General features: G+C 73.2%; 11 protein-coding genes. 7 read left to right on the forward strand and 4 right to left on the reverse strand.

Annotated elements, in window-relative coordinates:
• Positions 1–66 precede the first annotated feature (66 nt).
• On the reverse strand, positions 67–2109 hold the full coding sequence (locus AC0693_RS28375; protein WP_478803222.1) for an N-6 DNA methylase: 2043 nt from the start codon (positions 2107–2109) through the stop codon (positions 67–69).
• Positions 2110–2271: 162 nt separating this feature from the next.
• On the opposite strand from AC0693_RS28375, the gene AC0693_RS28380 reads away from it, so the two are divergent.
• Positions 2272–2994, forward strand: a complete 723-nt coding sequence (locus tag AC0693_RS28380) for a hypothetical protein (protein ID WP_478803223.1) — start codon at positions 2272–2274, stop codon at positions 2992–2994.
• Between the two features lie 42 nt (positions 2995–3036).
• Here the strand turns inward: AC0693_RS28380 and AC0693_RS28385 are convergent, their stop codons facing one another.
• Both AC0693_RS28385 and AC0693_RS28390 read right to left on the reverse strand, forming a co-directional pair.
• The gene (locus AC0693_RS28385) at positions 3037–3282 is read right to left on the reverse strand and encodes a DUF397 domain-containing protein (RefSeq protein WP_478803224.1); all 246 of its coding nucleotides are present in this window, start codon (positions 3280–3282) and stop codon (positions 3037–3039) included.
• Positions 3279–4148, reverse strand: coding sequence for a helix-turn-helix domain-containing protein (locus AC0693_RS28390; RefSeq protein ID WP_478803225.1), 870 nt, complete (start codon positions 4146–4148; stop codon positions 3279–3281). Before AC0693_RS28390 ends, AC0693_RS28385 begins: the two co-directional genes overlap by 4 nt.
• Positions 4149–4266: 118 nt before the next feature.
• Between AC0693_RS28390 and AC0693_RS28395 the strand changes: the two genes are divergently transcribed.
• From AC0693_RS28395 to AC0693_RS28405, 3 genes are all read left to right on the forward strand, one after another.
• Positions 4267–4683, forward strand: a complete 417-nt coding sequence (locus AC0693_RS28395; RefSeq protein WP_356409810.1) for an ATP-binding protein — start codon at positions 4267–4269, stop codon at positions 4681–4683.
• 455 nt (positions 4684–5138) lie between these two features.
• Positions 5139–5936, forward strand: coding sequence for a VOC family protein (locus tag AC0693_RS28400; RefSeq protein ID WP_478803335.1), 798 nt, complete (start codon positions 5139–5141; stop codon positions 5934–5936).
• Positions 5937–6130: 194 nt separating this feature from the next.
• Entirely contained in the window at positions 6131–7054 is a 924-nt protein-coding gene (locus AC0693_RS28405; protein ID WP_469319513.1) for a phosphatidylinositol-specific phospholipase C, read from the forward strand.
• A gap of 13 nt (positions 7055–7067) precedes the next feature.
• On the opposite strand, the gene mfd is transcribed toward AC0693_RS28405, so the two are convergent.
• Entirely contained in the window at positions 7068–10619 is a 3552-nt protein-coding gene (mfd, locus tag AC0693_RS28410) for a transcription-repair coupling factor (protein ID WP_356409804.1), read from the reverse strand.
• A gap of 217 nt (positions 10620–10836) precedes the next feature.
• On the opposite strand from mfd, the gene AC0693_RS28415 reads away from it, so the two are divergent.
• From AC0693_RS28415 to AC0693_RS28425, 3 genes are read left to right on the forward strand one after another with little or no spacing between them, the layout of a single operon-like run.
• Entirely contained in the window at positions 10837–11325 is a 489-nt protein-coding gene (locus tag AC0693_RS28415) for a SigE family RNA polymerase sigma factor (protein WP_356409801.1), read from the forward strand.
• Entirely contained in the window at positions 11318–11941 is a 624-nt protein-coding gene (locus tag AC0693_RS28420; RefSeq protein WP_478803226.1) for a hypothetical protein, read from the forward strand. Before AC0693_RS28415 ends, AC0693_RS28420 begins: the two co-directional genes overlap by 8 nt.
• 5 nt (positions 11942–11946) lie before the next feature.
• Positions 11947–13404, forward strand: coding sequence for a DUF2079 domain-containing protein (locus AC0693_RS28425; RefSeq protein WP_478803336.1), 1458 nt, complete (start codon positions 11947–11949; stop codon positions 13402–13404).
• The last annotated feature ends 17 nt before the right edge of the window (positions 13405–13421 follow it).

A 13421-nucleotide genomic window follows, 5' to 3' on the forward strand; every position in this document is an offset into this window, starting at 1 on the left:
GGGTGCGAGCGTATACAGCGATCCGTCCGGCCGGTCAGGGGATGTGCACAACCGTTGCGCACCGGCTCACTCCGCCGTGACCGTACCGTCCGCCAGCGCGTCGTGGAGACCCTGTACGAGCTGTTCGCCGAGCCGTCCGGCGAGCCGCAGCGCGTCCTCGAACTCGGCGAGCGCGCGGAAGCGTTCGCCGTAGCGGCGCTGGTCGGCGAGCGGCAGCCGGGGCAGCTGGAGGCGGCGCACGTCGAGCCGGGTGGCGGTGGAGGCGTAGCTGGAGGCCTGCCGGTTGTTGGCGGTGCCGCGCAGGAAGCCGGCCAGGAACCACGGGTCGAGGGCGGCCGGGTCGGGGCGCAGCAGCTGGAGGTTGCGGCCGAGGGCTGCGCCCGCGTCTGCCGGGCCGACGACCCGGGCGACGGCGGCGGCCCCGACGACGGGGACGACGATGTCGCCCGCCTCGGTCAGGACGGGCTCCTCGGCGGATTCGGCGAGGGTGCCGGAGGGGGCGCCGCCGCCGTACACGTCGTGTTCGGTGAGGACGGGCACGTCCCCGGCGCCGCTGCCGGTGCCGGTGCGCAGCACCAGGGCGCCCGCGCGGGCGAGTTCGCCGATGGTGGTGGCGGGCAGCCGGACGGGTCCGGCGGCGGGCTCGGCGGGCGGCGGGGTGAGCCGGGCGGCGCGCTGGAGGGCCTCGTCGAGGCGGGCGCGTACGGCGCTCAGCGCGGCCGGTCCGCCGCCCGCGGCGGCGGGGGGCAGATGGCGGGCGGGGGTGAGGTCCACGTCGTCGTCGAGGAGCTCGATGACGGGCACGCAGCGGCTCAGCCCGGGCGTGCCGGGGACCTCGTCCGGGCCGCCGGCCCCGTCGTACGTCGTCCAGGCGGCCAGCACCGCGTCCCGCACGGCGGGCCACGCGGCCCGTTCGCGGCCCTCGCCGCCGCCGAGGTCGGCGGTGTCGACGAGCAGCAGCCCGGGCGGGGCCGGGGCGTGCGCGGCGCTCTTGCGCAGCACCCACAGGTGCAGGGGGATGCCGTACGGGGGCGCGGCGCCCGCCGGGAGCGCGATGACGGCCCGCAGTGCGCCCCGGCGGAGCAGGTCGGCGCGGATGCGGCGGCCGGATCGGCGGGCGGCCGCGGCCGGGGGCATCAGGAGGACGGCGGTGCCGCCCTCGCGCAGACGTGCCAGGGCGTGCTGGACCCAGGCGAGTTCGGATTCGGTGCGGGCGGGGAAGCCGTACTCCCAGCGCGGGTCGTAGGCGAGTTCCTCGTGGCCCCAGTTGCGTTCGTTGAAGGGCGGGTGACACAGCACGGCATCGACGGCGGCCCGCGGGAAGGCGTCGGCACGCAGGCTGTCGGCGGCGGCCGCGCGGACCTCGGCGGTGCCGTGGAGGGCGAGCCGGAGCGCGGTGAGGGCGGCGAGTTCGGGCGCGGAGTCCTGGCCGTACAGGGCGGTGGGCGCGGGGACGGCGCGCAGCAGGCCGCCGGTGCCGCAGGCGGGGTCGAGAACGCTGCGGGCGCCGGGCCCGGCGAGGGCGGCCATCAGCTCGGCGGGGCCGGGCGGGGTCAGCGTGTACTGCCGGGGGTTCGCGTCGAGGTGGCGGCCGAGCAGGAACTCGAAGGCGCTGCGGGCGCCGAGTTCCGCGGCGAGCCCGGCGGCGGCGCGCAGCAGCGGCATGGACGCGGGGGTGGTGGCGGCCAGGGCGTCGACGGCCAGGGCGTGGCCGGGACCGAGGCGGGCGGTGAGCACCTGGGCGAGGACGGGCCGCAGCAGCGCGGCCATCCGCGCGTCGGAGACGGCGCTCAGCTCCAGCCAGTCGGTGGGCCGGTCGTGGACGACGAGCAGCGCGCAGCCCGCCTCGACCAGCCCGGCGACGGCTCCGCCGGGGTGGGCGGTGATCTGCTGCCAGACGCGTTCGCGCGGGGGGACCTCGGCGAGCTTGCCCTGGGCGCGCAGCCAGGCCTCGACCTCGGGGAGGGCGAAGGACGGGCTGGTCTCGCTGCCGCCGACGGGCTTCGGGAAGTCGGCGTGGCGGCGGCGCCAGTTGCTCACCGCGGCGCGGCCGACCCCGGCGAGGCGGGCGATCTCGGCTGCGGTCACCTCTGTGGCGTTGTCCGGCATGTACCGAGCATACCGGTGCACAGACGAGAGACCGCTTCACAGCGTGAACTGCCTGATCCCACAGAGCGGTGTTGACTCGGTTCACAGACTCTGTTGTGATGGCGCGCAGGACACCGGTTCACCGGTTCCACCCGCTCCCCCTCCCCGTAAAGAGAGTCCCCCGTGCGCCCTGCCCGCCTGACCGCCGCCGCGGTCGTCGCCACCACCGCCCTGTTCACCCTCACCGGCTGCTTCCCCTTCGGCAGCGGTGACGAGGGCGGCCCCTTCCCCGGCCAGTCCGGGTCGAAGGTGGCGAACTCCTCCCTCGACGCCCTGCGCGGGGCCTCCTCGCTGACCATCACCGGCACCGTCCGGGACAAGGGCAAGCCGATCAAGCTGGACATGGCGATCAGCAAGGCCGGGGACTGCAAGGGGGCGATGTCGATGGAGGGCGAAGGCTCGTTCGAGCTGATCCGCAACGCCCAGTTCATCTTCTTGAAGGCGGACAAGACCTTCTACCGGACCCAGATGAAGGACTCCCCGAAGGCCGAGGCCGACGCGGCGCTCGCCCAGCTGCCCGGCCACTGGGTGAAGACCAAGGCGTCGGCCGCGGACTCCAAGGAGCTCTCGGCGCTCTGCGACCTGGACGAGCTGCTCAAGGAGTTCGACGAGAGCTCGGGCGCACGAAAGGACGGGGTCGTGCAGCTGGCGGGCCAGAGCGCGCAGAAGCTCACCACGAAGACGACTGACGGCACCGAGAACCTCTACGTCGCCACGACGGGCCAGCCGTACCTGCTCAAGGCCGTGGAGACCGGCAAGGACGCCTCCGAGGTCTCCTTCTCCGGCTTCAACGAGCCGGTGAAGGCCGACTCCCCGACCAGCGGGGTCATCGACACCGACGAGTGATCCCCGGCCCGCGGCGGGGAGTCCCCCGCCGCGGCCGCCGCGCTAGGCCCCGGTGACCTCACCGAGGAACGCGGCCCACGCGCGGGGCGCGACGGCCAGCCGGGGGCCGGCCGGGACCTTGGAGTCCCGGATGTGGACGGCTTCCGCGCATCCGGCGACCTCGACGCAGTTGCCGCCTTCGCCGTCGCTGTAGCTCGACTTCCGCCAGTCGAAGGCGACTTCGATGCAGTTGCCACCCTCGCCGGAGCTGTAGCTGCTCTTGAACCAGGCCAGGTCCGTGGTGTTCATCGCTCTCCCAGCATCTTCTCGATCAGGGCAAGGGACTCGTGGGGCGTGAGTGCCTGTGCCCGGATGATCCCATAGCGCTCGCTGTACACCCTCACCTGTTCGGGGTCGGTGATGAGGTTCGCGTGACCGTAGCTCTCCGTGTAGGCAACCTCGTTACGGCCCTTATGACGTAGGAGAGTGAACGCGCTGCCCAGCGCGGGGTGTTCATCGCGTTGCAGCGGCATCACCTGAAGTTGGACGGTTCGCAGGTTGCCCACCTCCAGCAGGCGACGGAGCTGCGCTCGGTGGACCTCCTTGCCGCCCGTCGGGCGCAGCAGGATGGACTCCTCCAGTACGAAGCTCACTGTGGGAGCGGGCCAGCGCTCCAGGATCACCTGACGGGCGAGCCGGTCTGCCACTCGCTTCTCGATGGTGGCTTCGTTCAGCACAGGACGGCGGTGCCGGAATACGGCCCGTGCGTAGTCCTCGGTCTGGAGCAGCCCCGGAATGGCCTGCACCTCGTAGTAGTGCAAGGCCACCGCCACCGCTTCCGCGTCGGCGAACTTCCGGAACCAGTCGGGGTGCCTCGTCCGGGCTCGCTTCAGCGCATCCTTCACCTCCGGGATGGCCGCGAGCAGGATGCCTCCGGCGCCCACGGCCCGGTCGGTGTTCTCCAGGAAGTCCGGTTGCGGGGTGCGCACGCCCCGTTCGATGGCGGAGACCAGGTCCTCGCCGACGTGCACGAGCGCGGCGAGTTCCTTCTGCTGGAGGCCCGCCCGTTCCCGTAGCACCTTGATGATCTTGCCGAGCGCCTTGAAGAGGTGTGCCGTGCCGTCGACCTCGACGGGCCGCTCCGGCTCTTCTTCGCGTTCCGACAGGTCGTTCATGTGATGAACCGCCCTCGCCCGTACAGCACGTACACGCAACCGGCGCCGCACCTACGGGGGGTCTCCGTAGTGCCGCCGCTGCTGGAAAGCGTACGGCGGTCCGGCCACGCTCGGTGAGGTGACGACCGAAAAGAGTGACATGGCACCGGAGTTCCGGCAGCTCCTCTCCGCCACCCCGCGGGGCGCCCGGCTCGCCCGGCGCCTGGCCGGGGTGCAGCTCGAAGAGTGGGGGATCCCGCGGGGGTGCGCGCTGGCCGAGGACGTGGAGCTGGTGGTCGGGGAGCTGGCCGCGAACGCCGTGCTGCACGGGCGGGTGCCGGGGCGGGACTTCGAGGTCCGGCTCGGCTACGACGGGCTGCGGGTCCGGGTGGAGGTGAGCGATGCGCGGGGCGAGGCGGAGCCGGTGGAGGCGGTGGACCCGTGCCTTGCGGAGAGCGGGCGGGGGCTGGTGCTGGTGGGGGCCGTGGCGCGGGAGTGGGGGGTGCGGCCGCGGGGCAGCGGTGCGCCGGGCAAAACGGTATGGGCCAGCCTGTGACCCTGGCCCGGCCTCCCGGGCTCCGCCCAGACCCGGTCCTCAAACGCCGGACGGGCTGAACATGCCCTGCCCCGGCAGCAACCCGGTCCACCCAGGCCACCCAGGCCATCCCAGCCTCCCCGGCGTTTGAGGGGCCGCCGGAGGCAACCACCGCCGCACTCCGCCCGCGACCCGGCCTCCCGGGCTCCGCCCAGACCCGGTCCTCAAACGCCGGACGGGCTGAACGTGGCCCGGCTGGGCTGAACACGGCCCGGGCTGGCAGCGACGGCGGGCCAAGGGCGCCGAGCAGCGTCGGGACGGGCCGGACGGGCCCCCGCACCGGCACCCGCACCGGCACCCGCCCCGGCACCCGCCCCGGGTCGGTCACCCGTTCGGCCCGGTTCCGCCCGACAGGGCCCGGGTAGGGGACGGCCCGTCCTTCCCCACCACCCGCCCCGGAGGCATCCGTGCCCGACATGAACGGCCCCTACAAGCCCGGCACCCCCTGCTGGATCGACCTGATGGTTCCCGACCAGCAGGCGGCCCTCGACTTCTACTGCGACCTCTTCGGCTGGCAGGGCGAGGTCGGCCCGCCGGAGACCGGCGGCTACTCGGTCTGCACCCTCAAGGGCAGGCCCGTCGCCGGCATCATGAAGGCGAGCAACCCGGACGGAACCGTCCCGGACCCGATGCCGCCGACCGTGTGGACGACGTACCTGTCCACCGACTCCATCGACGCCGCCCTCAAGTCGGTGACGGACGCGGGCGGCACCGTCATGATGGGCCCGATGGACGTCATGGACCTCGGCCGGATGGCCGTCCTCGCCGACCCGACAGGCGCGGTCGTCGGCCTCTGGCAGCCCGGTACCTTCGACGGCGCGGGCATCGTCAACGAGCACGGCGCGCTGATCTGGAACGAGCTGAGCACCGGTGACACCGCCGCCGCCTCCGCGTTCTACTCCGCCGTCCTGCCGGTCACCACGGCCACGACCGAGATCCCGGGCGCCGAGGGGTACGTCGAGTTCAAGGTCGGCGGCCGCGCGGTCGCCGGGATGATGGACCTGTCCGCGCTGCCGCCCGGGACCCCGCCGAACTGGCTGCCGTACTTCCAGGTGGACGACGCCGACGAGATCCAGGCGGCGGCGACCCGCGCGGGCGCCACCGTCCTGGCCCCGGCCTTCGACATGGCGGTGGGCCGGATCGCCGTCCTCGCCGATCCGCAGGGCGGTGTCTTCGCCGTGATCACGGCGAAGGCCCCCGAGCAGCCCGCCTGATCCGTTCCGCGGCCGGGGAGGCGCACCGAAGGGTGCCCTCCCCGGCCGCGGCGCGCGCTCCGGCCCTCTTGGCACGTCAGTGGGGCGTGAGAAAAACGTTAGCGGCCCGGCCTACCTTCGGCGCACACGGTGGCCCGACCACCACCGCGCGCACTCTCCCGCGGACGGCGTCCGCGGAGATACGGAGACCAGGTATGAGCCCCACCCGTCGTGACGTTCTGAAATGGGGAGCCGGAGCAGGCGCCGCAGCAGCGGTCACCCTCGGCCTTCCCGGCACCGCCCGGGCCGCCGGTAGTTACTACTTCTACGACTGGATGGGCAAGCTGCCCAGCAGCAAGTACCTCTACCAACTGACGATCCCCGGGACGCACGACTCGTGGTGCACCGACCCCGCCAACGGGACCAAGTGGTCCCAGACCCAGAACTGGGGCGTTCCCGAACAGCTGGAGCGCGGGATCCGCTTCCTCGACATCCGGCTGAACGGCCTCCAGGGCGCGCCGAACGAATTCGGCGTCTACCACGAGGACAACTACCAGGGGCACCGCTTCCAGGACGTACTTGAAGCCTGTCGCAACCACTTCAAGAAGTACCCGGGCGAAACCGTCGTCATGAGGGTACGGAACGAGCGCCGTGGCGGGCAGGCCCTCGGGGACGAGGAGTTCCGGCGCCGCTTCAACTACTACCTGGACAACATGGGTTACCGGAACCTGGTGTGGACGGCGCCGTCCTGGCCCAAGCTGGGCCAGGTGCGCAGCAAGATCGTCATCGCGGCGGACTTCTCGAACACCTGGGGCATCCTCGACTGGTCCAGCAAGAGCAACACCTACTTCAACACGCAGGACGTCTACAACACCTCCGTGTTCGACAAGACCGATCTCATCGTGGCGCAGTTCGACCAAGCCTGGAGGAACCAGAACTCCGACAAGATGTACGTGAACTTCACGAGCTACGCCGGAGGGAACTGGCCCGAGCAGAACGCGCGGGAAACGCTGCCGGACGTCCTCGCCTACCTGGACGCCCGGAAGGCCGAGAAGACCCACTTCGGCATAGTGCCGCTGGACTTCCCGGACTTCTTCCCGGACATCGTGCGCCTCCTGGTCCAGAAGAACTTCCTCTAGACCGTTCGAGGCGTCAGGAACCGAGGATCGTGGTGAGGAACTCCCCCGTCCAGGCCAGGAGTTCCCGCCCGACCAGCGGCTTTCCGCCGACCCGGGCGGTCTTCGGGCGGGGCACCAGGATCTGTGAGGTGACCGGCTTGAGGACCGTCCCCGGGTAGAGCCGCTTCAGCCGCAGTTCCTGCGACTCCCGCAGCTCGACGGGGCCGAAGCGGATGTTGGGGCCCGCCAGCGTGATGTCACCGACTCCGCAGGCGCGCGCCAGCATCCGCAGCCCGGCCACCAGCAGCAGGTTCTCCACCGGCTCGGGCAGCTTGCCGTAGCGGTCGGTCAGTTCCTCGCGCACCGCCTTGATGTCCGCCTCCGAGGTGGCGGCGGCGATCGAGCGGTACGCCTGGAGGCGCAGGCCCTCGCCCGGCGCGTAGTCGTGCGGGACGTGCGCGTCGACCGGCAGCTCGATCTTCACGTCGAGCGGCGCCTCCTCCTGCTCGGCGCCGTCGACCGCGGAGCGGAAGTCCGCGACGGCCTCGCCGACCATCCGGATGTACAGGTCGAAGCCGACGCCCGCGATGTGACCGGACTGCTCGCCGCCGAGCAGGTTGCCCGCGCCGCGGATCTCCAGGTCCTTCATCGCGACGTACATGCCCGCGCCCATCTCGGTGTGCTGGGCGATCGTCGCGAGCCGCTCGTGCGCGGTCTCGGTCAGCGGCTTCTCCGGCGGGTACAGGAAGTAGGCGTAACCGCGCTCGCGGCCGCGCCCGACGCGGCCGCGCAGCTGGTGCAGCTGCGAGAGGCCGAAGTTGTCGCCGCGCTCCACGATCAGGGTGTTGGCGTTGGAGATGTCGATGCCGGACTCGACGATCGTCGTGGAGACCAGGACGTCGAACTTCTTCTCCCAGAAGTCGACGACGACCTGCTCCAGCTGGCTCTCGCCCATCTGCCCGTGCGCCGTCGCGATCCGCGCCTCGGGCACGATCTCGCGCAGCTTGGCGGCCGCCCGGTCGATGGACTCGACCCGGTTGTGGATGTAGAAGACCTGCCCCTCGCGCAGCAGTTCGCGGCGGATCGCGGCGCCGATCTGCTTGGTCTCGTACGGGCCGACGAAGGTCAGCACCGGGTGCCGCTCCTCCGGCGGGGTGGTGATCGTCGACATCTCGCGGATGCCGGTGACCGCCATCTCCAGGGTGCGCGGGATCGGGGTCGCAGACATGGTCAGGACGTCGACGTTCGCGCGGAGCTTCTTCAGCTGCTCCTTGTGCTCGACGCCGAAGCGCTGCTCCTCGTCGACGATGACCAGGCCGAGGTCCTTGAACTTCGTCTCCTGCGAGAACAGCCGGTGGGTACCGATGACGATGTCCACCGAGCCCTCCCTGAGGCCCTCCAGGGTGGCCTTCGCCTCGGTGTCCGTCTGGAACCGGGACAGCGCGCGGACCTTGACGGGGAACTGGGAGTAGCGCTCGGAGAAGGTGCCGAAGTGCTGCTGCACGAGCAGCGTGGTCGGGACGAGGACGGCGACCTGCTTGCCGTCCTGGACGGCCTTGAAGGCGGCGCGGACCGCGATCTCGGTCTTGCCGTAGCCGACGTCGCCGCAGATCAGCCGGTCCATCGGGACCGACTTCTCCATGTCCTCCTTGACCTCGGCGATCGTGGTCAGCTGGTCGGGCGTCTCCGCGTACGGGAAGGCGTCCTCCAGCTCCCGCTGCCAGGGGGTGTCGGGGCCGAAGGTGTGGCCGGGGGCCGCCATCCGCGCGCTGTAGAGCTTGATCAGGTCGGCGGCGATCTCCTTGACCGCCTTCTTGGCCCTGGCCTTGGTCTTGGTCCAGTCGGCGCCGCCGAGCCGGTGCAGGGTCGGGGCCTCGCCGCCGACGTACTTGGTGACCTGCTCCAGCTGGTCGGTGGGGATGTAGAGGCGGTCGCCGGGCTGGCCGCGCTTGGCGGGGGCGTACTCGACGAGCAGGTACTCGCGGGTGGCGCCCTGCACCGTGCGCTGGACCATCTCGACGTAGCGGCCGACGCCGTGCTGCTCGTGGACGATGTAGTCGCCGGCCTGGAGGGTCAGCGGGTCGATGGTCTTGCGGCGCCGGGTCGGCATCCGGCCGAGGTCCTTGGTGGCGGTGCGCTGGCCGGTCAGGTCGGTCTCGGTGAGGACGGCGATCTTGAGGCCGGGGTCGACGAACCCCTGCTCCAGGGAGCCGCAGGCGACGTGGACCAGGGAGGGTTCCAGCGTCGCGAGGTCGGCCTCCAGGCGGGCCGCGATGCCCTCGCCGCCGAGGACCTCGACGGTGCGGGCGGCCGGGCCGTGGCCCTCGGTGACGTAGACGGTGTGCCAGCCGTCGGCGATCCAGCCCTTGGTGTCGGCGAGCGCGCGGGCGGTGTCGCCGCGGTAGGCCTCGGGGGCGTGCATGCCCAGGCGCAGCGTGTCGCCGCCCAGGTCCGCGTCCGGGTCGGCGTCCGCGGCGAAGGGCGAGACGGACCACCACATGGTGCCCAGTTCGCGGGCCCGTTCGCGGACGTCGGCGATCCCCCACAGGGAGGCCGCGTTCAGGTCGATGGGCGCCTCGCCGCCGCCCGCGGTGGCCGCCCAGGAGGCCTGGAGGAACTCCTGGCTGGTGGCGACCAGGTCGGCGGCCCGGGTGCGCACCCGCTCGGGGTCGCAGACGACGGCCATCGCACCGGCGGGCAGCACGTCCAGCAGCAGTTCCATGTCGTCGACCAGGACCGGGGCGAGGGATTCCATGCCCTCCACCGCGATGCCCTCGGCGATCTTGTGGAGCAGTTCGCCCAGCTCGGGGTGGTCGACGGCCAGCGCGGCGGCGCGCTCGCGCACCTCGTCGGTGAGCAGCAGCTCCCGGCACGGCGGGGCCCACAGCCCGTGTTCGGCGATCTCCAGGGACCGCTGGTCGGCGACCTTGAAGTAACGGATCTCCTCGACCTCGTCGCCCCAGAACTCCACCCGCAGGGGGTGCTCCTCGGTGGGCGGGAACACGTCGAGGATGCCGCCGCGCACGGCGAACTCACCGCGCTTCTCCACCAGCTCCACCCGCGCGTACGCGGCCGCGGCGAGCGCCTCGGTGACCTCGCCGAGGTCGGCGCTCTGGCCGCCGCGCAGGGCCACCGGAACCAGGTCCCCGAGTCCCTTGACCTGCGGCTGGAGCACGGAGCGGATGGGCGCGACGACGATGCTCACGGGCCCGGCGGCCGGGTCGTCCTTGCTCGGGTGGGCGAGCCGGCGCAGGACGGCGAGGCGGCGGCCGACGGTGTCGCTGCGGGGCGAGAGCCGCTCGTGCGGCAGCGTCTCCCAGGACGGGTAGTCCACGACGGTGGCGGCCTGCTCGGGCGGCATCAGCGAGCGCAGCGCGGCCGCCAGGTCCTCGGCCTCCCGGCCGGTCGCGGTGACGGCGAGGACGGTCCGCTCGGTCGTGCGGGCCAGCGCGGCGATGGCGAAGGGCCGCGCCGCGGCCGGCCCGACGAGGTCCACGTGCATGCGGTTGCCGTCCGCGGCAGCCCGGACGGCCTCGCTGAGCGCGGGGTCCCGGGTGACGGCGTCGAGCAGTCCGTACAGGCTCATGAAGGCGGCTTTCCGTCCGGTGGGGTGCCGTGGGGCGGCAACGCGAAGGACCCGACACGTCGTACGGGCCGGGGTCCTCCCACCTTACGGCGCGGGTCCGACAGTCGCGCGGGGGAATGCGTACGTCCGGCGCGTAAAAGATCTTGAGGTGCGGTGTCAACCGGAGCGGGTGCCTCAGGCGTATACACGTCGACATCTGTCCAGCACCGGGAGCCGCATGACCGTCGAGGAGTTCGAGGAGTTCTACGCGTACTCCGTGAAACACCTGGTGGGACAGGTCTACCTGATGACCGGTGACCTGCACGAAGCGCAGGACGTGGTGCAGGAGGCCTTCGTACGGGCCTGGTCCCGGCGGGCCCGGCTCTCACGCGACGCCGGGCCCGAGGCCTGGATCCGCACCGTGGCCTGGCGGCTCGCCGTCAGCCGGTGGCGGCGGCGCGGGCGGGCCGCCGAGGCCTGGCGGCGGCACGGCGCCGCGCCCCCGGCGGCGTCCGGTTCACCCGATCCCGCGACGGTGGCCCTGGTCGGCGTCCTGCGCACGCTGCCGGAACGGCAGCGGCGGGTGGCCGTCCTGCACTACGTCTGCGACCTGTCCGTGGAACAGGTGGCCGCCGAGACCGGCATCGCGGCGGGCACCGTCAAGACCCACCTGTCCCGGGCGCGGGCCGCGCTCCGGCCGCATTTCGAGGAGGCGCGCGGTGAGTGATTCCCCCGATTTCCCCGAATCCCCCGATTCCCCCGATTCCCACCAGTACGACGATCTGCTCGGCGCCGCGTTCAAGCACGCGGCCGGGGAGAGCGGACGCCGGGTGCTGGCCGCCCCGGTCGCGGTGGTCGCGGAGCGCGGCGCCCGGCGCAGGCGGCGCCGCCTGGCGGCCGTGTCCGCCTGCGCGGTGTGCGTCCTGGGCGCGGGCGGTGCGCTCGCGGCCGTCGGCCTCGGTACGGGACCCGCGCACCGGGACGCGCCACCGGCCGCGCCGTCCGCGCCGCGGGTCGGCGGGTCGGGTTCCGTCGACCGGTCCGGGCCGGGGGGCCTCTCCTCCTCCGCCCCCGCGGGGTCCTCGTTCCCCTCGGGCGCCTCCTCGGGCGGCGACCCGGCGACCGGATCCTCACCGCCCTTCACCGCCCCCGGGAGCGACGGGGCGGTGATCACCGTGTCCCCGTCGTCCCCGTCGTCCCCGGATCCGGGGACCGGCGCCTCCGGGAGCGCGCCCGTCACCCCGGGCCCCCGGACCACCGCGCCGCCCGGGTACTCCGGGTCCCCCCGGGCCTTCGGCTCCCCCGGACCGTCCAGCGCGGCCGGCGAAAGCCCGCTGCGGTGACCGCCCTGCACGCCCCGGCCCCCGCCCCGGCCTGGGCCGCCGTACCGCCGGCCGTACGGGCCACCGCGGCGCCCGGTCCCGGTCCCGGCGCCGCGGCCCGGCGGCCGGGGGGCCGGGCCCCGTACCTGCTCGCGGCGGCCCTCTTCGCCGCCTACACGCTGCTCTCGGTGCTCCGCTACGCGCGCCTGGAGACCATGTCCTGGGACCTGGGCATATTCGAGCAGGCGGTCCGCGCCTACGCGCACCTGCAGGCGCCCGTCGTCGACCTCAAGGGCCCCGGCACCCGGATACTGGGCGACCACTTCAGCCCGGTGACCGCGCTCATCGCGCCCTTCTACCGCCTCTTCCCGACCCCCGTCACCCTGCTCGTCGCCCAGGCCGCGCTGTTCGCGCTCTCCGCCGTACCCGTCACCCGGGCCTCGGTGCGGCTGCTGGGGCCGGCGCGCGGGCTCGCGCTGGGCGCGGCGTACGGGCTGTCGTGGGGGGTCCAGCGGGCCGTCGAGTTCGACTTCCACGAGATCTGCTTCGCGGTTCCGCTGCTCGCCTTCGCCCTGGAGGCGCTGCTGCGGCGGCGGACGCGGGCCGCGCTGCTGTGGGCGCTGCCGCTGGTCCTGGTCAAGGAGGACCTCGGGCTCACCCTCGCGGCGCTGGCCTGCGTGGCCGCCTGGCGGGCCCGGGCGCACGACCGGCGCGGGGTCCGGCTCGCCGCCCTCGCGGCGGCCTTCGGCACCGCGGCGAGCGTCCTGACCTTCGCCGTCGTCATCCCCGCCTTCAACGCGGCCGGGGACTACGACTACTGGAGCAAGGTGGCGCAGGCGGGGCCGGGCGCCGCCCTGACGGACGGCCTCGGCGTCAAACTCGCCACCCTCGGCTGGCTGCTGGTCCCCACCACCGGCCTGCTGGCCCTGCGCTCACCGCTGCTGCTGGTGGCGCTGCCCACCCTCGGCTGGCGGTTCCTCTCGGGGGACCCGCACTACTGGTCCACCGACTGGCACTACAGCGCGGTCCTGATGCCGGTCCTGGCGCTCGCGCTCGCGGACGCGGTGGACCTCTCCCGGCACTCGCCGCGGCCGCGGCTGCGCGCGTACGCCCTCCAGGTGCCCTCGGCCGTCCTGGCCGCCGCGCTCGCGCTCAGCGTGACCACGCTGCCCCTGGCCCGGCTGGCCGAGCCGGGGACGTACCGGATGCCCGACCGGGTGGCGGCCGCCGAGCAGCTCTTCGCGGGCATCCCGGACGGGGCGCGCGTGGAGGCGGACGTCGCCCCGATCGCCCGGCTCACCTCGCGCTGCCGGGTGTTCTGGATCGGGGGCACCCGCGGCCTGGTGCCGGACTGGATCGTCTTCGAGTCCTCCCCGGGCGACACCGGCGACCCCCGCGAGGAGGCCCGCCGACTGCACCCCGGCGCGGAGTTCGTCCGGGCGGACGAGGGCGGCGGGTTCGTGCTGCTGCGCCGGGTCACGTAGTAAAGGCGACGGCGGGC

This window comes from Streptomyces sp. NPDC043876 (genome assembly GCF_056435825.1).

Coding starts and splice junctions, on each gene's coding strand:
- AC0693_RS28375 (WP_478803222.1), bottom strand. CDS start 2,109: ATGCCGGACAACGCCACAGAGGTGACCGCAGCCGAGATCGCCCGCCTC.
- AC0693_RS28415 (WP_356409801.1), top strand. CDS start 10,837: ATGACCGTCGAGGAGTTCGAGGAGTTCTACGCGTACTCCGTGAAACAC.
- AC0693_RS28390 (WP_478803225.1), bottom strand. CDS start 4,148: ATGAACGACCTGTCGGAACGCGAAGAAGAGCCGGAGCGGCCCGTCGAG.
- mfd (WP_356409804.1), bottom strand. CDS start 10,619: ATGAGCCTGTACGGACTGCTCGACGCCGTCACCCGGGACCCCGCGCTC.
- AC0693_RS28385 (WP_478803224.1), bottom strand. CDS start 3,282: ATGAACACCACGGACCTGGCCTGGTTCAAGAGCAGCTACAGCTCCGGC.
- AC0693_RS28405 (WP_469319513.1), top strand. CDS start 6,131: ATGAGCCCCACCCGTCGTGACGTTCTGAAATGGGGAGCCGGAGCAGGC.
- AC0693_RS28400 (WP_478803335.1), top strand. CDS start 5,139: ATGAACGGCCCCTACAAGCCCGGCACCCCCTGCTGGATCGACCTGATG.